This is a genomic window from Ruegeria sp. HKCCD6647-2 (assembly GCF_057221075.1).
Genome location: NZ_JBWVBD010000002.1, coordinates 316114 through 338150 on the forward strand (window position 1 = coordinate 316114; position 22037 = coordinate 338150).

The window sequence follows — 22037 nt, forward strand, 5'->3', positions numbered from 1 at the left end:
TCTTTTGCAAGATGCAAATTTTGGAATTTGTTCACAGATTGTGGTAGGTTCGCCGGCAGCGGCCCAGTTTCGTGGCCGCATTTCCTTCAATTATTTCATTGGAGCCTGCGATCATGACCATGCGTTTCAAGTTCCCAGCAGCCTTGATTTCAACGATTGGCGGCGTTGCCTGCGGGTATGCAGCGCTTGCGCAGGTGCAGGACACGCTGCCCAGTAAAGACGATGTTGCCGAGCGGTTCACGTCGGATCACTTCTCGCCTTACGCAGGGCGAAATTTCCCGACCCGGCCACTTTGGGGCGACACACATCTACACACCGAGGTTTCGGTGGACGCCGGCACAATGACACGTCTGAGCCAGGAAGCTGCCTTCCGCTTTGCGCGTGGTCATGAGGTCACGACAACGCATGGCTTACAGGCAAAGCTGTCCCGGCCTTTGGACTGGCTGGTTGTTTCAGATCATGCCGAAATGTACGGGTTGATGCCCCAGCTACTTGGCGGTGATCAGAATATCCTGTCCACTCAACAGGGCAAGGTGTGGTACGACGCGCTTACCAGCAACGACAAGGACCTGGTCTTTGCGACCGCGATGGAAATCGTGGCGTCCCTGTCTGGTGAAGAACCCCCAATCGACAACCCGAAAGCCATCAAGGACGCCTGGCAGGAGTACACGGCCCTTGCAGACCGCTACAACGAACCCGGCATATTCACGGCACTGATCGGATATGAATGGACCTCGGAAGGCGGGGACAACATCCACCGCAACGTGATTTTCCGCGATGGGGCCGAAATGGCGAACCAGGTACTGCCGTTTTCACAGTTTGACAGCAAGAACCCCGAAGACCTTTGGGCGCATCTGGCAGAATTCGAAAATCGCACCGGCGGAGATGTGCTGGCTATTCCACACAATGGGAACCTGTCCAACGGGCGCCTGTTCTCTGTATCGAACTTCGATGGCTCGCCGCTGACAGAGGAAAACGCACACCTGCGGGCCCGGTTCGAACCGGTCATCGAGACGACGCAGATCAAAGGTGACGGTGAAGCGCACCCGTTCCTGAGCCCTGATGACGAGTTCGCCGACTTCGATACATGGGATGCGTCGAACCTGAACGGGACCGAGGCCAAGACACAGGACATGTTGCAATACGAATACTCGCGCGAGGCTTACAAAACCGGTCTGATGCTGGAAGAGCAACTGGGTATCAATCCGTACAAAGTCGGCCAGATCGGTTCGACGGACGCGCATACAGGTATGGCAGCGGTTGAAGAGGAAAACTTCTTTGGCAAGCATTCCGGCGTGGAACCCGAGCCGAACCGATGGGAGCATCTGGTCATCGAAGCTCCGAACCCGGAATTCTCGATTTACGGTTGGAAACAGGCCTCAGGCGGTTACGCTGCGGTCTGGGCCATCGAAAACACACGCGAAGCCATCTTTGATGCGCTCGAGCGGCGCGAGGTATACGGCACCACGGGTTCGCGTATCATGGTGCGGTTCTTCGGAGGCTGGGACTTCGAGGAATCAGACGCCTCGTCTCGCCTGCCAGCCGATATTGGTTATGCCAAGGGCGTGCCGATGGGGGCGGACCTCCCGGCCAGATCCGGTGAAGGTGCACCGAACTTCCTTATTGCGGCATTGAAAGATCCCTACAGCGGTAATCTCGACCGCGTGCAGGTCATCAAAGGTTGGTTGAATAAGGACGGTACGCGAGGCGAAAGGGTCTATGACGTGGCATGGGGCGGAGACCGCTCGCCCGGATCGGATGGCAAATTGCCACCGGTGGGAAACACGGTGGATGTTGAGAACGCCACATGGACCAACACGATCGGCGCGCCGGAACTGATCACGTATTGGCAGGACCCGGACTTTGATCCGGCACTGAAGGCTTTTTACTACGTCAGGGTGATCGAAATCCCCACCCCGCGCTGGACTGCGTACGAGGCCAAGAGGTTCGGTATTCAGATGGATCGGGAGGTGCCGATGACAACGACCGAGCGGGCCTACACCTCGCCCATCTGGTACACGCCTGAGGGCTGACACCTCTCGTTCAAGCAGTAACGGCAAGGCTCGACTGGATTTCTGATCCATTTCCGGGCATGAGAAGGCGAAGCGAAAAAAGACACGCGGAGCGCTGCCATGAAACTATTTGTCGGATTGGGTAATCCGGGCCAGAAGTATGCCCGGAACCGGCACAATATCGGCTTCATGGCTGTGGACAGGATTGCCGCGGATCATGGATTTGGCCCGTGGCGGTCCAAGTTTCAGGCCGAAATTGCCGAAGGCCGCCTGGGCTCCGAAAAGATTCTACTTATGAAACCGCAGACGTTCATGAACCGCTCGGGCCAGTCGGTGGGCGAAGCCATGCGGTTCTACAAGCTGGATTCCACTGACGTAACAGTGTTTCACGATGAGCTGGATCTCGCCCCCGGAAAAGTGCGCGCCAAGGCCGGCGGAGGTCATGCAGGTCATAACGGCTTGCGCTCGATTCACGACCACATTGGTGCCGCCTATGACCGGGTGCGCCTTGGAATCGGGCATCCGGGTCGGAAGGAGATGGTCTCTCCTTACGTGCTGAGCGATTTTGCCAAAGCCGACGCCGATTGGTTGGAGGACGTCCTGCGCGGTGTCTCGGATGGTGCGGCGTATCTTGCGGAAGATCAGGGTGGCAAGTTCATGAATGCGGTCGCCCTGCGTACCGCACCTGCCCGGTCTTCAAAAACCCCAACCGCCCCCGCAGCGCAGACCAAACCGGCAGACAAACCGGAGCCCGTGACCGACGAACGCTCTGCCATGCAAAAGCTTCTGGACAAGTTCAGGTAGTTCTCTGGCGGGTGCCGCAACGTTTTGATTGCGGGCCAGTTACTGCCGCGCTCCTATATAGCAGGCTAAAGGGAGGCGACGGATGAGAACCGTGATCAAATGGCTGTTGCGTATCGTGCTGGCGCTGGTTCTGGCCGCCGTGGTCGTCGGCGTGTGGAAGCGCGAAGAGCTAACGCGCTTGATGGCCGTGAACTCTCTGTTTTCCGAAGAAAAGATCGTCCACAATTTTTCGCACATGGATGAAGCCTTCCTGACCGTCGACCTGCCGCGCGGCAATGGCCCAACCTGGGAACTTCCCTATGGTTCCGGGTTCGAGTTGCCAGAAGGTACTGACGCATGGATTGAGGAGCGTGCCGTAACCTCCCTCATGGTTCTGCAAAACGGGCAGATTCGGTTTGAAGAATACTACCTGGGCACAGGCCCGGATGATCGCCGGATTTCATGGTCTGTCGCCAAAAGCTATCTCTCGGCCCTGTTCGGCATCCTGTTGGACGAAGGCGCGATTGGGTCGCTGGACGACCCGGTGATCCAATACGCACCAAAGCTCAAAAGCAGCGCTTACCAGCAAGCGACGATCCGAAACGTACTGAACATGGCCAGCGGTGTCACGTTTGACGAAGATTATCTGGACTACAACTCGGACATCAACCGCATGGGCCGTGTCGTGGCACTGGGTGGCGAGTTGGATGACTTCGCCGCCTCGCTTCAAGACAGCTTCACCGCACCGGGGGATGTCTGGCAATACGTGTCCATCGACACGCACGTGATCGGAATGGTGATCCGTGGCGCCACAGGGCGCAGCGTGGCAGACCTGATGACCGAAAAGATCGTGCAGCCACTGGGGTTGGAACGCGATGGCTACTACATCACCGACGGCGCCGGTGTCGCCTTTGTGCTGGGCGGACTGAACTTCACGACCCGCGACTTCGCCCGCTTTGGGCAGATGATCCTACAGAACGGAATGCGCGACGGCAAACAGCTGGTTCCGGTGGATTGGATCGCTGAATCGACTTGGCCCAGCGCCCCGACCGAGCCCGGCAAGATCGGATACGGCTACCAGTGGTGGATCCCCATCGGAGCGCACGAGGGTGAATTCCTGGCGCGCGGTGTATACGGCCAATACATCTATTTCGACCAGCCACGGGGCGTTCTGATCGTGTCGACCGCGGCCGACCGAAAGTTCCGGGAACCCGGTGTCAGCGACCAGAACGTCGAAATGTTCCGCAAGATCGCGCAAAACCTGTAAGGTGGCGTTATGCAGAAACAAGACAGCATCAATGTGCTCGGCGGTGTCCTGGCCCCCTGCTCGCGCAAACCCTTGACGGGGTTCTTTCGGGACGGCGCCTGCAACACCTGCCCCGAGGATCAAGGCAGCCATACTGTTTGCGCTGTCATGACAGCCGAGTTCCTGGCCTATTCGAAATACGTCGGCAACGACCTGAGCACACCCCGCCCCGAGTTCAATTTCCCTGGCCTCAAGTCCGGCGACAGCTGGTGCCTGTGTGCCGGGCGCTTCTTGCAAGCCTATGACGAAGGGTGCGCACCCAAGGTGCATTTGGAGGCCACGCACCAGCGTGCGTTGGAGGTTGTACCGCTAAAGTTGCTTCAGCAAAACAAGGTGGATACTTAGTTCGCACGCCGTGACTGAATTTCCTGCGCCTGCAAAATGACCCTGCATAACCAGGCAAATCTGGTCGTTCAGAACGTCATCTGCCACGTCAAGCTGAGGCTGTAGCTTTCAAAGCTGTTCTCGCCGATGCCATCGTAGAAAACGTTTGCCGCCAAAATGCTGTCGTTTTCCATCTGGTAATCGAAGCCGAGATCCACACGCGCGCGCGCCGTGTCTCCGATCGGGGCGACACCCGGCACCGTTCCCGTTCCGGAAGTCGTGCTCCAGATACCCGATAGCCCTCCGGTCAACATCATCTCGCCGCGCGTGACTGCGATGGGATGGCTGAAATCCAAACCCAAGCGGGCCGTGCTCAGGCTGAAGTCTTGCTGGGCGATCAGATTGCCAAGGCTGTCAGTATAAGCATTTTGATCGTCGCTGACATAGCTGACGTCCAGCAAAGGCATCAGTGTCAGGTCGCCGCGCTTCAATTCGCCTGTGACCCTGGATTGGATCAACCAGCGATCACTGTCAAAGCTGTCCTCATACGTGCCAAAGGGTGAAATATCGTTGTCCGCCTGCCCGTAGAGCACGCGCCCCTCGAAAAACACCGGCTGACTTGGCAGCTTTGCAACCAGATACGGTCCGACCAGCCAGCCAGTACCATCGACACTGGATGCACCTTCTTCCGTCTCGGCATAGTCAATCTGCAGCATCGCGCCGATCAACAGGTTCTGATTGATCAGCCGGTGCGCCCCCAGAACAGCCAAAGCATAGGAACTGTCGAAACTGTCCTGCGAGCTCCAGTTGCCCGTCAGGTTGAACCAAATCGGATGCTCCGGGTTGCTTGCAAAGTTCAGATATCCATTGTCGCGCGTGACCGATGTATCAAAATTGCCTGCCCCGGTTCGCTGCAGGAACTGCGTTAACTCGGGTTGGTTCGTCACCAAACTGTTCGCGCGGGCGTTTTGAAATGCCTGTATCTGACGCTGGGTGTTGGTGACCGCCTGAAGCGAGCTCACCCGGTTCGACTCGAGGTTCGTGTTTCCAGCCGCATCAGAAAAAACACCGGCCGGGATAAACAATTCGATTGTCCCGTTATTCTGGGGTGTCAGGGTGGCGACGTAGTTTGTCCCGGACCCGGTCATATTGGCCGTGGCATTGGTGACGGATAAGTCGCCAACGGTGAAATCCGTGCTTGGTTCGCTCAGCGTAATCGTCGCTTGAAAAGTGCCGCTGCCAGTTGGGGTCAACGCACCGATTGTTGCTGTTGGCTGCGTTGTATCGACCATGGTGCGCGTGTTGATAATTTGGGTATTGGTTACGCCAGACAAGGCGATTTCATACCGGTAAAGCGGTCCTCCAACTGTTTCGCGCGCAGTAAAGACAACTCCAAGATAATTGTCCGCAGCATAAGTCGAGTCTGCACCGTCCTGACTGATGATGGTTGCCCCGATCCATCCTAGGGCCGCTAGACCGGCTGGCGTGATTGCAGGAAGCGACGTATCAATTCCGCCATTGAAATAGTATGACCCTGCAGGCACCTCCGCAGGACTTCCCATCGATACAAATGCAGTGGATGTTGGAGGTATATTGTTAAAAAAGACTGTGCCCCCATTTGGTGTCGAAACCGAGGTGGCAATGAAGCCTCCGCCCAAGGCGACGGCATCTTTGTTGCTGCCAATCACAAGAGCCGAAACCAGAACAATGAGGCTGCAAAACCTCGATACCAGGGACCAGAACATTCAAACCTCCTACGACACCGATTGGGTGCGAAACACCGGGGCGTTCGGATTGGTTTCAAACCGCGAACAACATCACTCTACGTCCCATCAACATGGAGACTCCCCGGAACCGGCGGCCCACAAGCGCCGGTTAACAAAACGCTAATTCATTTCGGTTGCGCTGTATAGAAATCCAGAAACTTCAATTGCGGGACGGAAATGGTCGATCAGAGGTTTCACCGGGTGATTGTCTGGAGGAGCACGCGTGCGTCACACAAAATTCTGTTGTTTATTAAGCTAACCCCGCCAAAAAACACAGATGCTCGCCGTAACAGGCGAACCAAGGCCTCAATTCACCTCGGAATGAACCGCACTTCTCGATCCGCAAATCTGCAACAGTCCACCAAATTTTCCGGCACTAATTCCCTTGGGTAAACGCCGTGGCGGCTACCCAAACAAAAAGACGGCAGCCGATTCTATGGGCTGCCGTCTAGAGCGTGTCGATTCCCGCGCGATAAAGTCGCGCGCTCTAACCGGCTTCGCGACCTTCCGTATCTGACATGTCAAAGTTCAGATACTTCGCAACCGTCTGCACATCCTTGTCGCCGCGACCGCACATATTCATGCAAATGAGGTGATCCTCGGGCAGATCAGGAGCGATTTTCATAACGTGAGCCAGCGCGTGACACGGTTCGAGCGCCGGGATGATCCCTTCAGTTGCACAGCACAACTGGAACGCCTCCAGCGCCTCTTTATCTGTGATCGAGACATATTGCGCACGGCCGACTTCGTGCAGCCAGGAATGCTCGGGGCCAATACCGGGGTAATCCAGACCTGCCGAAATCGAGTAACCCTCAAGAATCTGCCCGTCGTCATCCTGCAACAGATACGTCCGATTGCCATGCAGCACGCCCGGACGGCCGCCGGTCAGCGAGGCGCAATGCTCCATCTTTTCGTTGACGCCCTTGCCACCAGCTTCGACGCCGATGATGTTGACGGATTTGTCGTCGAGGAACGGATAGAACAGGCCCATTGCGTTTGATCCACCGCCGATAGCGGCGATGATCGTATCGGGCAAGCGGCCTTCGGCCTTCATCATCTGTTCCTTGGCTTCCTTGCCAATAATCGACTGGAAATCACGGACCATCGCCGGATAGGGGTGAGGACCGGCCACGGTGCCGATGCAGTAAAAAGTGTCGCGCACATTGGTCACCCAGTCGCGCAACGCGTCGTTCATGGCATCTTTCAGGGTGCCTCGGCCAGAGGTCACCGGAATCACCTCGGCTCCCAGCAGGCGCATGCGAAACACGTTCGGGGCCTGGCGCTGAACGTCATGCGCGCCCATGTAAACCACGCATTTCAATCCAAATTTGGCACAGACAGTGGCAGTTGCCACGCCATGTTGTCCTGCGCCGGTTTCCGCAATGATACGGGTCTTGCCCATGCGCCGTGCCAGAATGATCTGCCCCAGCACGTTGTTGATCTTGTGCGCGCCGGTGTGGTTCAGCTCATCGCGCTTGAGGTAGATCTTGGCTCCACCCAAATGCTGGGTCAGGCGTTCCGCAAAATACAGCGGCGAGGGGCGACCCACGTAATTTGCCCAAAGGTCGTCCATCTCGGCCCAGAAGGTCGGATCATCCTTGGCTTTGTCATATTCCTCTTCCAGCGACAGGATCAGTGGCATCAGCGTTTCGCTGACAAACCGTCCGCCAAAAATGCCAAAACGGCCGCGTTCGTCAGGGCCGGACATGAAGGAATTGAAAAGATCGTTGGCCATGGGTGTCTCCATCGTCGTACCCGTTGTTCATAGGAGGTGGCCGCAGGATTTGCCATGGCAAAACGTATTATTCCGCGTCCTCGCGGTGCTGCCTCCAAACCTCCAGGGCCTGCGCACGGGTTGGGACGGCAATGCAGGCGAACTGGCAAAACCGATCTGTTTCTGCCAGCCGGGAAGACATCTGCATGACCCGGCGATGCGGGCCGGATTGGGCAAAGGTCAACATCGCTTCGACGTCGTGCCAGACAGTGAGCGAAAAATAGAGGCCCTGATGCGGAAAAACCTCGGCGTGAAGACACAAAGGGTCGCCTTTTGCCTGTCGCAATGCCTGGCCCGCGCGCCAGAAAAATTCCGGCGCGTGATACCAGTGTTTCAGGGCAACTCCACCAATCGCTGCAAGCATTTGCGCGTCCTCCACAAGGTGAAGTACGCGGTCAGTACCCGGTCAGATCACTGGGCGGCGTCGATAAATGCCTTGATAAGGTTCGGGTCCTTGACGCCCGGGGCGCTTTCCACCCCGGAAGCGACATCAACCTGCTTCGCGCCGGTCATTCGAATGGCCTCGGCCACATTGCCCGGATTGAGCCCGCCTGACAGCATCCACGGCGTGCGCCAGTACTTGCGCCCTGCCAGCAGCCGCCAGTCAAACGGCAGCCCATTCCCCCCTGGCAATTCCGAGTTTTTTGGGGGTTTGGCATCAATCAGCAGTTGGTCTGCCGTTTCCGAATATCGGTCGATCGCCGCCAAATCCTCGGCTTCGGCCACACCGATCGCCTTGATGACGGGCAGCCGATAGCGCTGCTTTATCTCGGCAACACGTTCGGGACTTTCCGCCCCGTGAAGTTGCAGCATATCCAGCGGGACACCAGCAACAATCTCATCAAGCTGCGCGTCCGAGAAATTCACGGACAATGCCACCTTGGCTACGCCGGCGGGCACATCGGCGGCCAAAGACGCTGCCTGCGCAATGGGGGCAAAGCGCGGTGACTTGGGAAAGAAATTGAACCCGATGTAACGCGCGCCGGCATCAACGGCAGCACGCACGTGTTCCGGAGCGGTCAGACCGCAGATTTTGACACTTACCTCGGTAGACATAGGATGTCCTCAGCTGGCCTCATCCAGCAGCGCCAGAACGTCGTCCTGGCCTTCATTCTGCTTTTTCTTGAGCTTCTTGACCTCACGCTCAAGTTTTCGCACTTCGCTTTTCTTTACGGTGGCGTCCCTGCGGTGCTTGTGCTCGCGCAGCCATTCCCACAGGAATCCGATCACCAAACCGGCCACAACGCCCCCCAGAACCACGATAAACAGCGGCAGAGATGTAGACAGGTTAAAGCCCAGTAACTCGGACAGTGCATCGGGCATCAGTTTGAGTTCAACCATCTCGCGGTTGGCCAGTGAGATTGACACCAGAACAATCCCCAGAACGCCCAGGAATCCATATCGAAGATAACGCATCATAGGGTCAGGCTTTACCGTTCAAACGATCCCTTAGCAACTTGCCAGTTTTGAAGAATGGAACGCATTTTTCCTCGACCTGAACCGTCTCGCCGGTTCGCGGGTTCCGACCCACACGCGCATCCCGCTTTTTGACCGAAAACGCACCGAATCCACGCAGCTCGACACGGTCACCACGTGACATGGCATCCGTCACTTCTTCGAATACGGTATTCACGATCCGTTCGACATCCCGCTGATAGAGATGTGGATTTTCGTCGGCGATTTTCTGAATCAATTCTGAACGGATCATGCGTGTTACCCTCCCAGGTGACCGGTTAACCATGCCTATTATTCTGGACAGTATAGAAAAAAACCCGGAACGGGGGAACGTAAACTCTGTGTGCAAAGGCTCTAATTTTCAGGAAACTCACGCAATTTTTTGCTTGTCGGGCGGGTTTTCACACCTATTGCGCGAACGATTGCACGATTAACCCGAGAATTTGGAACACATTGATTCGCAACAAAAACGGCCCCGCGCGCTCGCACGGGGCCGTAAATTCAGCTTGGACTGTCGTCCGGGCTTAGTCGCCGGATTTCAGCGCTGCACCCAGGATATCGCCCAGCGATGCGCCCGAGTCGGAAGAACCGTACTGTTCCACGGCCTCTTTCTCTTCGGCGATCTCGCGCGCCTTGATCGACAGACCCAGACGGCGGGTTTTGCTGTCGACGTTGGTGACGCGAACGTCGACTTTGTCACCGACCGAGAAACGCTCGGGGCGCTGTTCGGCACGATCACGCGACAGATCGGAGCGGCGGATGAAGGACTTCATGCCTTCGTATTCCACTTCGATGCCGCCATCTTCAATCGCAGTCACTTCGACCGTGATGACCGAGCCACGCTTCACGCCGCCCACGGCTTCGGCAAACTTGTCACCGCCCAGGGCTTTGATCGACAGCGAGATACGCTCTTTCTCAACGTCAACTTCCGAGACAACCGCCTGAACAACGTCGCCTTTGCGGTAGTTCTGGATCGCATCCTCGCCACGCTCGTCCCAGGACAGGTCGGACAGGTGAACCATGCCGTCGATGTCGCCTTCGAGACCAATGAACAGACCGAATTCGGTGATGTTCTTGACTTCGCCTTCGACCTCGGTGCCCTCGGGGTGTGTTTCTGCAAACACTTCCCATGGGTTGCGCTGAGTCTGCTTCAGGCCCAGAGACACGCGACGCTTGGCGCCGTCGATTTCCAGAACCATGACGTCGACTTCCTGGCTGGTCGAAACGATCTTGCCAGGGTGGACGTTTTTCTTGGTCCAGGACATCTCGGACACGTGCACCAGACCTTCGACACCGGCTTCCAGCTCGACGAACGCGCCGTAGTCGGTGATGTTGGTGACGCGACCCTGATGGACCGAGCCCAGCGGGTATTTCGCAGCAACCAGATCCCACGGATCTTCCTGCAGCTGCTTCATGCCCAGGCTGATGCGGTGGGTCTCTTTGTTGATCTTGATGACCTGAACCTTGATGGTTTCGCCGATCGTCAGGATCTCGGACGGGTGGTTCACACGGCGCCATGCCATGTCGGTGACGTGCAGCAGGCCGTCAACGCCGCCCAGGTCAACAAATGCACCGTATTCGGTGATGTTCTTGACGACACCCTCGACGGTCTGACCTTCGGACAGGTTGCCGATAACTTCGGCACGCTGTTCGGCACGCGATTCTTCCAGGATTGCACGACGCGAAACAACGATGTTGCCACGGCGACGGTCCATTTTCAGAATCTGGAACGGCTGCTTCAGACCCATCAGCGGGCCAGCGTCGCGCACGGGGCGAACGTCAACCTGCGAGCCGGGCAGGAACGCAACTGCGCCACCCAGATCGACGGTGAAGCCACCTTTGACGCGACCAAAGATTGCACCTTCGACGCGCTGGTCGTCGGCGTATGCTTTTTCCAGACGATCCCATGCCTCTTCACGGCGGGCCATCTCACGCGAGATGACGGCTTCGCCACGGGCGTTTTCTGCGGCGCGCAGGTAAACTTCTACCTCGTCACCAACAGCGATTTCAGGGGCTTCGCCGGGATTTGCGAATTCTTTCAGATCAACGCGGCCTTCCATTTTGTAGCCTACGTCGATGATGGCTTGGCCGGCTTCAATCGCCAGAACCTTGCCTTTGACAACAGAACCCTCTTCGGGTGTGTCCATTTCGAAGCTTTCATTCAGGAGGGCTTCGAATTCCTCCATGGATGCGTTAGCCATGTGGCGTTGTTTTCCTTTACATACGTTTTTGCTGGCCGAGCGGTTGTCTCCGCCGGTCTTGTTTCATGATGTCTTCAGGCGTGACCCGGTGCGTCCCTGAGCAAACAAACACAAAGGGCCGAGGTTTCCCGGCCCTGCTCAGAAACGCCATCCGGACGTTGACCGCCCTTGTGTTGACAGCGCGCGTATAGGCGGATTCCACCGCAGGCGCAAGAGCAAACCCCTGCAATGCAAGGCCTTGACCGCCGCAGGCGCGATCCCGCTTATCAGTCTGATCACCGACCCATGTCCCAGACCCGCGCGTCCTTCTGCAACATGGATTCTCGATCGCATTCAATCGGGAATAGGCCGCGACAGGATTTTGGGCACCACCTGCCCTGTCCCAAATGCGCAAAGCCGATGCCGGGCTCCAGGGTAGACAGGCCGAGGCAAGCCACCGCCGCAGTTCACCGGGCAGAGCATCATAGGCCTGCATGGGCGATCCGGCCCGCCGGCGACGTTTGATCTGGCTGCGCAGATTTCGCTTTTTTCCACGATCGCTCATCACACGCTTCGGCAATTTTTCGCATGGCTCGGTTTTTGCATTGAAGACAGAATTTTGTCATGCTCAACCCTCATTGTGCAATGTTATTACATTTTCATAACACGCGCACAACCTACTTTTCCGGCAATGAATGTCGTGTTTGGGAAAGAAAGGAGTACCCGCAAAGCACATCTTTGGCGTACTTGGAGGAACTTATGAGCCAGCAACTCAACTTTCTTGTCATCATCTCAGACGAACACCGCAAAGACGCTATGGGATGTGCGGGCCACCCGATTGTGAAAACTCCGAACCTGGATGCGCTGGCGGCGCGCGGTACGATGTTCGACGCTGCTTATACGCCTTCGCCAATGTGTGTCCCGACCCGTGCGGCGTTGGCCACCGGGGACTGGGTCCATAAAACCGGCAATTGGGACAGTGCCACGCCCTTTGATGGCGAACCGCGTAGCTGGATGCGACAATTGCGGGATGCAGGCCGCGAAGTTGTTTCCATTGGAAAATTGCACTTTAGATCCAACGAGGACGACAACGGGTTCTCGCAGGAAATCCTGCCGATGCATGTTGTCGGCGGAGTCGGTTGGGCCGTCGGCTTGCTGCGCGAGAACCCGCCTGCCTATGACTCGGCGGCTGAGTTGGCGGGCGATGTAGGCGTCGGACCCAGCACTTATACCGACTATGACCTGGACATTACTGCTGCGACCGAGGCATGGCTGTCCGATCCAGCCCGGAAAAGTCAACCTTGGGCCGCATTCGTGTCGCTGGTCAGTCCGCACTACCCGCTGACGTGTCCCAAGGAATGGTACGACCTCTATGATCCCGCAAAGATGGACCTGCCAGTCGGTTATGGCAAAGGCCTGCCCGACCATCAGGAACTGAGAAATATCGCCTCGTTTTTCAACTATGACGACTACTTTGACGAACGGAAGATGTGTGAGGCCAAGGCCGCTTATTACGGACTGACCTCCTTGATGGACGATTGCGTCGGGCGCGTCTTGCGGGCCCTCTCCGAAAGCCAGCAGGCCGAAAACACGGTGGTGATTTATGTCTCGGATCACGGAGACATGATGGGCGATCAGGGGTTCTGGACCAAGCAGGTCATGTATGAGGCCAGTGCCGGCGTTCCGATGATCGTGGCTGGTCCGGGCGTTCCAGCCGGACGCCATGTGGCCACATGCACAAATCTGACCGATATCGCTGCCACCGCCCGCGAGGTTTGCGGCGTAGCAGATGACGAAGGTAACGCAGGCCAACCCGGCCAGTCCCTGCGTGCCATTGCGAATGCAGACGACGACCCCGACCGCACCGGATTCAGCGAGTACCACGATGGCGGATCGAAAACCGGTAGCTTCATGGTGCGTTGGGGAAACTGGAAATACGTTCACTATGTCGGCTATTCGCCGCAACTGTTCGATCTGTCATCGGACCCCCACGAACAGGTCAACCGTGCTCTTGAAGGGGTGAATGATCCGCTGGTTCAGGCTGCACTAGTCGAAGGAGAGCGCCGCTTGCGTGAAATCTGCGATCCCGACGAGGTCAACGCTCGCGCCTTTGCCGATCAACGCAGGAAGATCGAAGAGTTGGGCGGAGAGGAGGCCTGCCGCACCGCATTCGTGTTCAACCATACTCCCACGCCTTCAGAGCAGGAAAAGATGCGCGAAGGTCCGGCACTCTGAATTCAGCATTCCTTGCTCTACGTGAGGTTCTGTTCGATCAATGCAATCGGCAAGCCGTATCTGTCGCCGCCGCAAAGCCGAGCGGCACAGCCGGAAAACAAAGGTGTCATAGGTCTTGGCTGTATTCACCGTCTGCGCGAGACCCGACGACCCCCACGACATCCCACAAAGCCATTTTGTCAGAGTGCCACCAAGACCAACTCAACACCCTAATCGCCGCGCCGAAGGCGGAGATTTTCCTCCCCGCCCCTCATCTTATTCTCAAAAACGCACTGCGCGCAGAGCAAAAGAATTGCTAGAACAGTTGCAAATCCTTTTTGCCGCTTTGGATTTCGGCGAGGTTTGGCATGTTCTGGATCACCAACGGCGCTGGCGCCGTGCCCGGGATCGCAACTGTCGGTGTCATCGCTGCCATACCAAATGTGGGTTGCTCCAGCTCTCCCCGGATGTCGCGCAGTAGCGTTTTATGATCCGGCATCGCTTTGAGTATCTGCGCAAGATCTACTTTCGCACCTTTCCACCACTGGAACCAAATCGGTTTCTTCAACGGCCGCAGACGATCTCGGATGCCGGTGCCATAGCCTGTGTCATAGACCTGTTTGCCCAAAAGAACGGTCTGATAAACGCGATGGTCAAATAAAGTGGCAAACTCAACATCGTGTTGCATCGGCAGGCGGTGCTTCCACAATTCCAGGTTCTCGGCCAAACGGTCGGGGACCTTCATCTCGGTCCGCGCGTCGATCCAATATTGGTCATCTGTACGGTTGCCCAAACGGTAATGCAGACAGATAAACTCCAAAACCTCGTTATAGAGTTTATCCATCTGCCGGTTATATCTGTCTCTCAGCGACGGCTCGATATCTCGCGTGGGCAAGTGCTCTGCGAACCAGCGTATCGCGTGATCAATCATATGGATCGCAGTACTTTCAAGCGGCTCAATGAATCCTCCAGACAACCCGATCGCCACACAGTTCTTGACCCAGGCATTGCGTACGCGCCCGACGCGCATCGGTATCACGCGCGGCGTTGCACCCTTGCCACTGTCACCCAGCCACTCAAGATATTCATCTGCCGCCTGATCATCCGTACGATGCGCGGACGAATACACGTAGCCCGTGCCCACGCGGTTATAGAGTGGCACCCGCCATGTCCAACCTGCGCCCAGCGCAGTAGACCTTGTAGCGCTTTCGATCTTGTCCGGATCGGGATGCTCGACCTGCAATGCCATTGCGCGATCGTTGGGCAGATAGTCTGAGTAATCCAAGAATGGTTCACCGAGCGCCTTATTGATAATCAACCCACGGAACCCTGTGCAATCAACGACCATCTCGACGTCGTGGCGGCCTTTGGCCTCCAGCATGAGATGGCAGACATTGCCCTGCTCATCTAGTTCGACGGATTGCACCTCATCCTGGATGTGTTCCACGCCCCGCTTGGTGCAGACTTTGGTGAGCATGCCTGCAAATTTCACGGCATCCAGGTGATAGGCATAGCCAAACCGTTGCTCAAATTCGGGCTGACCCAATTGCCGCGCACCTTTGCACAGGCGGGCCAGATCATCATGCGGCGAGATGGACTGTGTAAAGTCCCGGTCCCTATTGCCAAAGCGCAGGAAATACTCCGCGGCCTCCAGTCCCTCCAGCATCTGACCGTGGGCAAAGGGGTTCATGTAATCGATACGATTACCCTTGGCGTCGTTGTTCCAATTGCAAAACTTAACACCCAGTTTGAACGACGCGTTTGTTTCGCGAAAAAAATCCCGCTCTGAAATGCCCGCCTGACGGAGCGTGACCGGCATGCGTGGCACCGTGGCCTCGCCTACACCGACGGTGGAGATATTGGGGCTTTCGATCAGGCAGATGCGCGGGCGATCCTTGGGTGCTGAGGTGCGGGAAAGCACCATCTCCAGGATTAGTGCGGTCATCCAACCAGCCGTGCCGCCACCAACGATGGTGATTTTGCTCAAACGATTGTTCATGTGGTTCTGTCCCTGTTGGTTCGGGGGATTTATTAGCTGCATCCCCTTTTTGTTTTGGGGTTAATATTGCAGCTTTCCCTTTTTGTTTGAGGGGTAGTATAGCAGCTATCGCGCATCCAGCTAGGGCCTTCCTGGCCTGAACGTGCTCCGGACCCGCGACCCGCAGTGACCGTTTCTTGGCCTTCTTGTCAGTACGGAACCGCGAAGCGGTCGCCACAAACCTTGCCGCGTATCTTCCTTAGCTTTTTGGTTTCTTCCAAACAGGATTGCATCAGGATAAGCGCACTTTCCGGGCAACCGTCAGATTTCTTCGCCTTTCTTCAGTAGCTCTTCGATCAAAGCGCGCTGCAAATCATGGCTGTCGCCTCCGCCGAATTCCGCCGCACCACCGGAATACAAGGTGCCGTAAGTCTTGGCGATGTTCACGGTTTGCGCCAGCCCCGAGATCAACTGGTTCTTGTCCAGTCGAGACAACGGGTGGATGAATGCAGCCCACAATGTGCCATTGGCGATCGCGTAACGCGCATCCAGCGTACTGTCGAAATTCGCCTGCATCATGCGCTTCAGGTCCGCGGGCGACAAATCTTCTGCGCTGCCGATCGCGACCATTGCCCGCATCCGGTCCGCATTTGTGTCTGTGACAACAAGCACCGTCACATCCGATACCGTCAACTCAAAGCCCGGCCCAAGCGGTCGTGCCTCAGGATCAAGCGCAAAGAGAATTTTGCCCAGCCTTTCGTAATCCATCGAAGGTTCCGCCTCTTGGGCGGCAAGGCTTCCGGCCAGCAATACCAGAACAAGGGCAAGGCGGATCATGATCATTCTCCAGACGACAATGATCCAACCTTAGGCGCGCAGCGGTTAGCTGACCAAACACAGCTTGGTGAACTCTGTTTTCGCTTCGACGTTACTGCCCGGCGCGCCACTTGTCCGCGACTAAGGCAATCGCCTCGCTCAGCGCCTGATCAATCGACAGATCGGAGGTATCCAGCAGCACCGCATCCTTTGCGGGTTTCATTGGGGCCGTACTACGTTCGGCGTCACGCGCATCCCGCTCGCGCACGTCGGCAAGAACCTGTTCTCGGGAAAGTTCCGCACCCTTGGCAATCAGTTCCAGAAAACGGCGCTCGGCCCGAACCTCGGCGCTGGCGGTGACGAACACCTTGACCTCAGCTTCCGGGCAGATCACGGTTCCGATGTCGCGGCCGTCCAGAACCGCACCGCCCGATCGTCTCGCAAAAGCACGCTGAAAATCGACCAGCGCGGCCCGGACCTCGGGGATGACCGCGACTTTGGATGCCGCTTGCGCGATTTCTGCCGTGCGCAGGTCTCCCTGCTCCAATTCTTCCGCGGTCAGCGATTGCGCCGCAGCTATCGCGTCCAGTCCGTTCAACGTGCGCCGTCCGACCGCACGATACAGCAGACCGGTGTCAAGATGCGCAAAACCGAACGTCTCAGCGACCGCCTTGGAGATCGTCCCCTTGCCTGCCGCAGCAGGCCCGTCAATGGCAACCGTGAAACTGCGGGTTGTCATCAGACTTGCCGGTTGTTGCGCGCCAACTGAGCGCCCAACCGCTCCATCAAGGGCTCGAACACCGGGAAGGACGTTGCGATGGGTCCGGCGTCATCGACGGTCACCGCATCAATTGCGCCCATGCCAAGGATCATGAATGACATCGCGATGCGGTGATCCAGAAAGCTCTCGCAGATACCACCACCTGGAACGTTGCCAATGCCCAGCCCCTCGACCGACCACCATTCCTCGCCCTCTTCAACCGTCACGCCATTGGCGCGCAGGCCGCGGGCCATTGCGTCAATCCGATCGCTTTCCTTGACGCGCAGTTCCTTGACGCCAGCCATCATCGTGGTGCCCATGGCGTTGGCCGCAACAACGGACAACACCGGGTATTCATCGATCATCGAGGCCGCACGTTCGGCCGGCACGTTGATCCCCTTCATGTTCGGCGAATAGCGCGCGCGCAGGTCGGCAACGGGCTCGCCACCTTCTTCGCGCTCGTTTTCATAGGTCAGGTCGGCACCCATTTCGCGCAGCGTGGTAAACAGACCAGCGCGGGTCGGGTTCAGACCAATCCCCGGCACCAGCACATCCGAATCCGGCGTGATCAGCGCCGCACAGACCGGAAAGGCGGCACTGGACGGATCGCGCGGCACGGCGATAACTTGCGGCTTCAACTCGGGTCGACCGGTCAGAGTGATCACACGACCCTCGTCTGTGTCCTCGACAGAAATTTCTGCACCAAACCCGGCCAGCATCCGTTCAGAGTGATCGCGCGTGGCCTCTTTCTCGATCACCACGGTTTTGCCGGGCGCGTTGAGACCGGCCAGCAGTACAGCGGACTTCACCTGCGCCGAGGGGACCGGCACTTCATAACGCACCGGAACCGGGTCGGCGGCACCCACAATGGTCATCGGCAACCGACCGCCCGTGCGTCCAACCGATTGAGTCCCGAATAGCGCCAGAGGATCCGTGACCCGCGCCATGGGGCGTTTGTTCAGACTGGCATCGCCCGTGAAGGTCGCCGTGATCGGAGAGGTCGCCATAGCGCCCATGATCAGGCGCACTCCGGTTCCCGAATTGCCGCAATCGATCACCTGATCCGGCTCGGCAAAACCACCAACCCCGACACCGTGGACGGACCATTCGCCGCCGCCATGATCTGTGACTTCAGCCCCAAACGCGCGCATAGCTTTGGCCGTGTCCAGTACATCCTCGCCTTCCAGCAGGCCCGTGATCCGGGTCTCACCCACTGCCATGGCCCCAAGGATCAGCGAACGGTGCGAGATCGACTTGTCTCCGGGCACTTCGGCCGTGCCGGTCAGCGGACCGCAGGGATGCGAGGTCATCGGGATGGGCGTGCCGTGTCCGGACATGGGGGCTCCTTTTGCGCTATCAGTGCTCAAGCCGATTAGCGAATTGGGGCCGCTTGGTCCAGCGGCAATGATGCGCTGGTTGGCTGCGAAAGCGCTTGTCAGGCCTCTCCCAGCCATTTGGCGGGATTCTCTTCGGCGATCTGCCGGAAAATTTCTTCGCCCAGCGCATTTCGCAGACGGATGCAGACCGCTCTTTCCGACAGCTTTTCCTGCCGGGTCATGTAGTAATCCGACCCGAACAGAACCCTTGACCGCAATCGCGCGCTTTCTTCATCGTCGCCGGTCAGGAAAATTCTAAGGAACGGAGCGTAGTCCTCGAACTGAAACAGTGTGTAGGAAATGTCGGTCCATAGCCCAGGGTAATCCCCGCTGCCAATCATACGCCGGATCGCCACCTGCCAGTTTCGACTGAACGCATCATCCAAAGGATCCTCGCGATCCGGGTTGGCGTAAGCTTCCCAGTCGCGCTGACCGCCGAAATGCGCGAGGCAAACGCGGAGCGTAGGATGTGCCCGCATCACAGGAATAAATGCCTCTGGCTCAGTGAAACGATCAGCCCAGTAATCCGGCAGATACCGCCCCTGAACACCCCCGCGCGAGCAGTGGGACATCACCGGCAGGTTCTTTTCCGCAAGTCGGGGATACACGTGGCGCATCAACACAGGGTCGTCCGGGGCGAAGCCCAGTCGCGGGTATAGCTTTAGACCACGGAAACTTAGACCATCAATCGCGCGCCATAGCTCTTTCGCCTCGGGGTCCGCCCGTGGGTCAATCGTGGCAAAGGGAATAACCGAGCCACCAACGGCCGGATCACCAGCCAGCTTTGCCAGTTCGTCGTGTTGCGCGCTGAGCGGCAGGGACGGCGCACCGTACCCAAATGCCGACAGATCCATCGGCAGCACAACAAAACGGGTATTGCCCGGATAGTGCCGCCTTAGGTTGCTCAGAATGTCCCGTTGGCTGTCTTCGGCGGTCTCCCTCTGAAACCGGTAGAGTCGATCCAGTTTTTCCGCGACCGGGTGCTGCCCGATAAGGCGCGCACCGAATGCCAGTGCTTTCAGAAGCCAAGGCATTTTCTTGAATGGTTTCAGCGCAGGATAAGGGTAATCTTCTGGAACATGGCCCGCGTGGAATAGGTGGGTATGGCAATTTGTGATCCGAATATCAGACATGGCAATTCCCGAAATATACTTGAGCGAACAGACCGCGTGTGGCCTGCTCAACCTAGCATAGCGTTCAGGATTACAGAAATCTGAAAAGGGTCAGTTTTCGGTGCGCCGGAAGGTCAGGTAATGCGGTGTGCGACCTTCGCGCAGCGCCTTTTGTTCATACCGGGTCGAGATCCAGTCGTCCCAAGGCTTACGCCAGTCCGCAGGGCGCTCGGCCAGCCATTCGAAACCGGCGCGCGGCACCTCTTCGAGGGTCTGGCGCACATAGTCCGGGATGTCCGTCGCCACCCGGAAAATCGCGCCGGGTTTCAGTGATCTGGCCAGCGGTTCAAGATGCTCAGGTGTGACAAAACGGCGGCGATGATGCCGCGTCTTTGGCCACGGATCAGGATAAAGCAGAAACGCACGCGAGATACTGGCGTCGGGCAGCACGTCGAACAGGTCACGCGCATCGCCAGGATGAACGGCAAGATTTTCAACACCAGCCCGGCGGATTTTGCCCAACAGCATGGCGACACCATTGATATACGGCTCTGCCCCAATGATACCGATATCGGGGTTGTTCCTTGCCTGATGCACCAGATGCTCGCCGCCGCCAAAACCGACCTCAAGCCAGACCGGTTTGCCACCAAACAACGCGTCGAGGTCAAGTGGTGTGCGTTCAGGGTTCGCCTCCCAATCGACTGGGCCGGGCGACAGGGCCGCAAGGTCTTCCGACAGATAGGTCTTTTGGCTGGGCTTCAGGGTTTTGCCCTTGAAGCGGCCATAGAAGTTCCTGCGGGGGCGTTTTGGGGTCTCGGTGCTCATGGCGGTGGCATTACTTTGACGCCGAAACCGTTGCAAGAGGCGAGGTTTGGTCAGCTGGTAACTGGCCTAAATGAAAAACGCGCCTCAAAGGGCGCGTTTTTTTGAATTGAAGATCAGACTGCTTTTTTAAGGGCGTCGACCAGATCGGTGCGTTCCCAACTAAAGCCACCATCCTCATCCGGGTCACGGCCAAAGTGGCCATAGGCAGCCGTACGCTGATAGATCGGCTTGTTCAGTTGCAGATGCTCACGGATGCCACGCGGCGTCAGGTCCATTACCTCGCCGACCGCTTTTTCGATTTCAGCGTTCGCGATCTGGCCCGTACCGTGTGCGTCCGCGTAAATCGATAGCGGCTTGGAGACACCGATCGCGTAGCTTAGCTGGATCGTGCATCGCTCTGCCATGCCCGCGGCCACAACGTTCTTGGCCAGGTAGCGCGCAGCATAAGCGGCCGACCGGTCAACCTTGGTCGGGTCTTTGCCCGAAAAAGCGCCGCCGCCATGAGGGGCAGCACCACCATAAGTATCCACAATGATCTTCCGCCCGGTCAGACCTGCGTCGCCATCCGGCCCGCCAATCACGAACTTTCCGGTTGGGTTTACGTGCCACTCGGTCTCGGCCGACAGCCAGCCGTCGGGCAGAGTTTCGCGAATATACGGCTCGACAATCTGGCGGATATCGTCCGAGGTCAGCGACTCGTCCAGGTGCTGCGTCGACAGCACGATCGAACTGACACCAACCGGCTTGCCGTCACGATAAACCACCGACAACTGTGATTTCGCATCCGGGCCGAGGGCAGGTTCCGTACCGTTCTTGCGAACTTCTGCCAGGCGCCGCAGGATTGCATGCGAATACTGGATCGGTGCAGGCATCAGAGCCGGCGTTTCAGTCGTCGCGTGACCGAACATGATCCCCTGATCGCCTGCGCCCTCGTCCTTGTTATCCGACGCGTCAACACCCTGCGCAATATGAGCGGATTGTTCGTGCAGCAGGTTCGTCACTTCGACGGTTTCGTGGTGAAACTTATCCTGTTCGTAACCGATATCCTTGACACAGGCGCGCGCAATCTCGTCGATGCGGCCCATGTAGTCATGCAACGTGTCCTGATCCGACAGGCCAACTTCGCCGCCGATAACAACGCGATTGGTGGTTGCAAAGGTTTCGCACGCCACGCGCGCTTCGGGTTCTTCGTTCAAAAACGCGTCGAGAACGGCATCCGAAATGCGGTCGCAGACCTTGTCCGGGTGCCCCTCGGAAACGGATTCCGAAGTAAATGTGTAGTTCTGTCGGGACATGAAAGTGCTCCATTAAGATTTCCCCGCCACGCCAGGAAGCCGTTGTGACAGGCATTTCGAG

General features: G+C 57.5%; 20 protein-coding genes and 1 riboswitch. Of the genes, 5 read left to right on the forward strand and 15 right to left on the reverse strand.

Going from position 1 to position 22037, the window contains the following annotated elements:
- The first annotated feature begins 113 nt into the window (after positions 1 to 113).
- From AC2TDJ_RS07615 to AC2TDJ_RS07630, 4 genes are all read left to right on the forward strand, one after another.
- Entirely contained in the window at positions 114 to 2033 is a 1920-nt protein-coding gene (locus tag AC2TDJ_RS07615) for a DUF3604 domain-containing protein (RefSeq protein ID WP_480840839.1), read from the forward strand.
- Between the two features lie 99 nt (positions 2034 to 2132).
- Positions 2133 to 2816 (forward strand): aminoacyl-tRNA hydrolase, encoded by a 684-nt coding sequence (gene pth / locus AC2TDJ_RS07620; RefSeq protein ID WP_480840841.1) that lies wholly within the window; start codon positions 2133 to 2135, stop codon positions 2814 to 2816.
- Positions 2817 to 2898: 82 nt separating this feature from the next.
- The gene (locus tag AC2TDJ_RS07625) at positions 2899 to 4062 is read left to right on the forward strand and encodes a serine hydrolase domain-containing protein (protein WP_480840843.1); all 1164 of its coding nucleotides are present in this window, start codon (positions 2899 to 2901) and stop codon (positions 4060 to 4062) included.
- A 9-nt stretch (positions 4063 to 4071) separates the two neighbouring features.
- Complete coding sequence (locus tag AC2TDJ_RS07630) at positions 4072 to 4446, forward strand: DUF2237 family protein (protein WP_480840845.1); 375 nt, start codon at positions 4072 to 4074, stop codon at positions 4444 to 4446.
- 68 nt (positions 4447 to 4514) lie between these two features.
- Here AC2TDJ_RS07630 and AC2TDJ_RS07635 read toward each other — a convergent pair whose 3' ends face one another.
- The 8 genes from AC2TDJ_RS07635 to AC2TDJ_RS07670 form a co-directional block, all read right to left on the reverse strand.
- Positions 4515 to 5987, reverse strand: coding sequence for an autotransporter domain-containing protein (locus AC2TDJ_RS07635; protein ID WP_480840847.1), 1473 nt, complete (start codon positions 5985 to 5987; stop codon positions 4515 to 4517).
- Between the two features lie 691 nt (positions 5988 to 6678).
- Positions 6679 to 7926: a tryptophan synthase subunit beta gene (gene trpB, locus AC2TDJ_RS07640; protein ID WP_480840849.1), complete on the reverse strand. Its 1248-nt coding sequence runs from the start codon at positions 7924 to 7926 to the stop codon at positions 6679 to 6681.
- Positions 7927 to 7993: 67 nt separating this feature from the next.
- Positions 7994 to 8329: a hypothetical protein gene (locus tag AC2TDJ_RS07645; protein WP_480840851.1), complete on the reverse strand. Its 336-nt coding sequence runs from the start codon at positions 8327 to 8329 to the stop codon at positions 7994 to 7996.
- Between the two features lie 47 nt (positions 8330 to 8376).
- Positions 8377 to 9021, reverse strand: a complete 645-nt coding sequence (locus tag AC2TDJ_RS07650) for a phosphoribosylanthranilate isomerase (protein WP_480840853.1) — start codon at positions 9019 to 9021, stop codon at positions 8377 to 8379.
- 9 nt (positions 9022 to 9030) lie between these two features.
- Positions 9031 to 9381 carry a lipopolysaccharide assembly protein LapA domain-containing protein gene (locus AC2TDJ_RS07655; RefSeq protein ID WP_480840855.1) on the reverse strand — a complete coding sequence of 117 codons (351 nt, stop codon included), beginning with the start codon at positions 9379 to 9381 and terminating at the stop codon, positions 9031 to 9033.
- Positions 9382 to 9388: 7 nt separating this feature from the next.
- Entirely contained in the window at positions 9389 to 9673 is a 285-nt protein-coding gene (gene ihfB / locus AC2TDJ_RS07660; protein WP_008758048.1) for an integration host factor subunit beta, read from the reverse strand.
- A 271-nt stretch (positions 9674 to 9944) separates the two neighbouring features.
- Positions 9945 to 11621, reverse strand: a complete 1677-nt coding sequence (gene rpsA, locus AC2TDJ_RS07665) for a 30S ribosomal protein S1 (RefSeq protein ID WP_068337749.1) — start codon at positions 11619 to 11621, stop codon at positions 9945 to 9947.
- 16 nt (positions 11622 to 11637) lie between these two features.
- Positions 11638 to 12165 (reverse strand): DUF6525 family protein, encoded by a 528-nt coding sequence (locus tag AC2TDJ_RS07670; RefSeq protein WP_480840857.1) that lies wholly within the window; start codon positions 12163 to 12165, stop codon positions 11638 to 11640.
- A 194-nt stretch (positions 12166 to 12359) separates the two neighbouring features.
- Between AC2TDJ_RS07670 and AC2TDJ_RS07675 the strand changes: the two genes are divergently transcribed.
- Positions 12360 to 13835: a sulfatase family protein gene (locus AC2TDJ_RS07675; protein WP_480840859.1), complete on the forward strand. Its 1476-nt coding sequence runs from the start codon at positions 12360 to 12362 to the stop codon at positions 13833 to 13835.
- A gap of 295 nt (positions 13836 to 14130) precedes the next feature.
- On the opposite strand, the gene AC2TDJ_RS07680 is transcribed toward AC2TDJ_RS07675, so the two are convergent.
- The 7 genes from AC2TDJ_RS07680 to metK form a co-directional block, all read right to left on the reverse strand.
- Positions 14131 to 15813: a tryptophan halogenase family protein gene (locus tag AC2TDJ_RS07680; RefSeq protein WP_480840861.1), complete on the reverse strand. Its 1683-nt coding sequence runs from the start codon at positions 15811 to 15813 to the stop codon at positions 14131 to 14133.
- A 300-nt stretch (positions 15814 to 16113) separates the two neighbouring features.
- Positions 16114 to 16629 (reverse strand): hypothetical protein, encoded by a 516-nt coding sequence (locus tag AC2TDJ_RS07685; protein WP_480840863.1) that lies wholly within the window; start codon positions 16627 to 16629, stop codon positions 16114 to 16116.
- Between the two features lie 91 nt (positions 16630 to 16720).
- A complete protein-coding gene (locus AC2TDJ_RS07690) occupies positions 16721 to 17347 on the reverse strand; it encodes a (d)CMP kinase (protein ID WP_480840865.1) in 627 nt (208 codons plus the stop codon).
- Positions 17347 to 18705: a 3-phosphoshikimate 1-carboxyvinyltransferase gene (aroA, locus tag AC2TDJ_RS07695; RefSeq protein ID WP_480840867.1), complete on the reverse strand. Its 1359-nt coding sequence runs from the start codon at positions 18703 to 18705 to the stop codon at positions 17347 to 17349. Before aroA ends, AC2TDJ_RS07690 begins: the two co-directional genes overlap by 1 nt.
- A 98-nt stretch (positions 18706 to 18803) precedes the next feature.
- Positions 18804 to 19778, reverse strand: coding sequence for an amidohydrolase family protein (locus AC2TDJ_RS07700; RefSeq protein ID WP_480840869.1), 975 nt, complete (start codon positions 19776 to 19778; stop codon positions 18804 to 18806).
- A gap of 189 nt (positions 19779 to 19967) precedes the next feature.
- The gene (gene trmB, locus AC2TDJ_RS07705; RefSeq protein ID WP_480840871.1) at positions 19968 to 20681 is read right to left on the reverse strand and encodes a tRNA (guanosine(46)-N7)-methyltransferase TrmB; all 714 of its coding nucleotides are present in this window, start codon (positions 20679 to 20681) and stop codon (positions 19968 to 19970) included.
- 113 nt (positions 20682 to 20794) lie between these two features.
- Positions 20795 to 21976: a methionine adenosyltransferase gene (gene metK, locus AC2TDJ_RS07710; RefSeq protein WP_480840873.1), complete on the reverse strand. Its 1182-nt coding sequence runs from the start codon at positions 21974 to 21976 to the stop codon at positions 20795 to 20797.
- 5 nt (positions 21977 to 21981) lie between these two features.
- A riboswitch (SAM-SAH riboswitch) is annotated at positions 21982 to 22030 on the reverse strand.
- Between the last annotated feature and the right edge of the window lie 7 nt (positions 22031 to 22037).

Excerpts from the sequence above, each read along its gene's own strand:
- AC2TDJ_RS07615 (WP_480840839.1), top strand. The coding sequence starts at position 114 with ATGACCATGCGTTTCAAGTTCCCAGCAGCCTTGATTTCAACGATTGGC.
- pth (WP_480840841.1), top strand. The coding sequence starts at position 2,133 with ATGAAACTATTTGTCGGATTGGGTAATCCGGGCCAGAAGTATGCCCGG.
- AC2TDJ_RS07625 (WP_480840843.1), top strand. The coding sequence starts at position 2,899 with ATGAGAACCGTGATCAAATGGCTGTTGCGTATCGTGCTGGCGCTGGTT.
- AC2TDJ_RS07630 (WP_480840845.1), top strand. The coding sequence starts at position 4,072 with ATGCAGAAACAAGACAGCATCAATGTGCTCGGCGGTGTCCTGGCCCCC.
- AC2TDJ_RS07635 (WP_480840847.1), bottom strand. The coding sequence starts at position 5,987 with ATGGGAAGTCCTGCGGAGGTGCCTGCAGGGTCATACTATTTCAATGGC.
- trpB (WP_480840849.1), bottom strand. The coding sequence starts at position 7,926 with ATGGCCAACGATCTTTTCAATTCCTTCATGTCCGGCCCTGACGAACGC.
- AC2TDJ_RS07645 (WP_480840851.1), bottom strand. The coding sequence starts at position 8,329 with ATGCTTGCAGCGATTGGTGGAGTTGCCCTGAAACACTGGTATCACGCG.
- AC2TDJ_RS07650 (WP_480840853.1), bottom strand. The coding sequence starts at position 9,021 with ATGTCTACCGAGGTAAGTGTCAAAATCTGCGGTCTGACCGCTCCGGAA.
- AC2TDJ_RS07655 (WP_480840855.1), bottom strand. The coding sequence starts at position 9,381 with ATGCGTTATCTTCGATATGGATTCCTGGGCGTTCTGGGGATTGTTCTG.
- ihfB (WP_008758048.1), bottom strand. The coding sequence starts at position 9,673 with ATGATCCGTTCAGAATTGATTCAGAAAATCGCCGACGAAAATCCACAT.
- rpsA (WP_068337749.1), bottom strand. The coding sequence starts at position 11,621 with ATGGCTAACGCATCCATGGAGGAATTCGAAGCCCTCCTGAATGAAAGC.
- AC2TDJ_RS07670 (WP_480840857.1), bottom strand. The coding sequence starts at position 12,165 with ATGAGCGATCGTGGAAAAAAGCGAAATCTGCGCAGCCAGATCAAACGT.
- AC2TDJ_RS07675 (WP_480840859.1), top strand. The coding sequence starts at position 12,360 with ATGAGCCAGCAACTCAACTTTCTTGTCATCATCTCAGACGAACACCGC.
- AC2TDJ_RS07680 (WP_480840861.1), bottom strand. The coding sequence starts at position 15,813 with ATGAACAATCGTTTGAGCAAAATCACCATCGTTGGTGGCGGCACGGCT.
- AC2TDJ_RS07685 (WP_480840863.1), bottom strand. The coding sequence starts at position 16,629 with ATGATCCGCCTTGCCCTTGTTCTGGTATTGCTGGCCGGAAGCCTTGCC.
- AC2TDJ_RS07690 (WP_480840865.1), bottom strand. The coding sequence starts at position 17,347 with ATGACAACCCGCAGTTTCACGGTTGCCATTGACGGGCCTGCTGCGGCA.
- aroA (WP_480840867.1), bottom strand. The coding sequence starts at position 18,705 with ATGTCCGGACACGGCACGCCCATCCCGATGACCTCGCATCCCTGCGGT.
- AC2TDJ_RS07700 (WP_480840869.1), bottom strand. The coding sequence starts at position 19,778 with ATGCCTTGGCTTCTGAAAGCACTGGCATTCGGTGCGCGCCTTATCGGG.
- trmB (WP_480840871.1), bottom strand. The coding sequence starts at position 20,681 with ATGAGCACCGAGACCCCAAAACGCCCCCGCAGGAACTTCTATGGCCGC.
- metK (WP_480840873.1), bottom strand. The coding sequence starts at position 21,976 with ATGTCCCGACAGAACTACACATTTACTTCGGAATCCGTTTCCGAGGGG.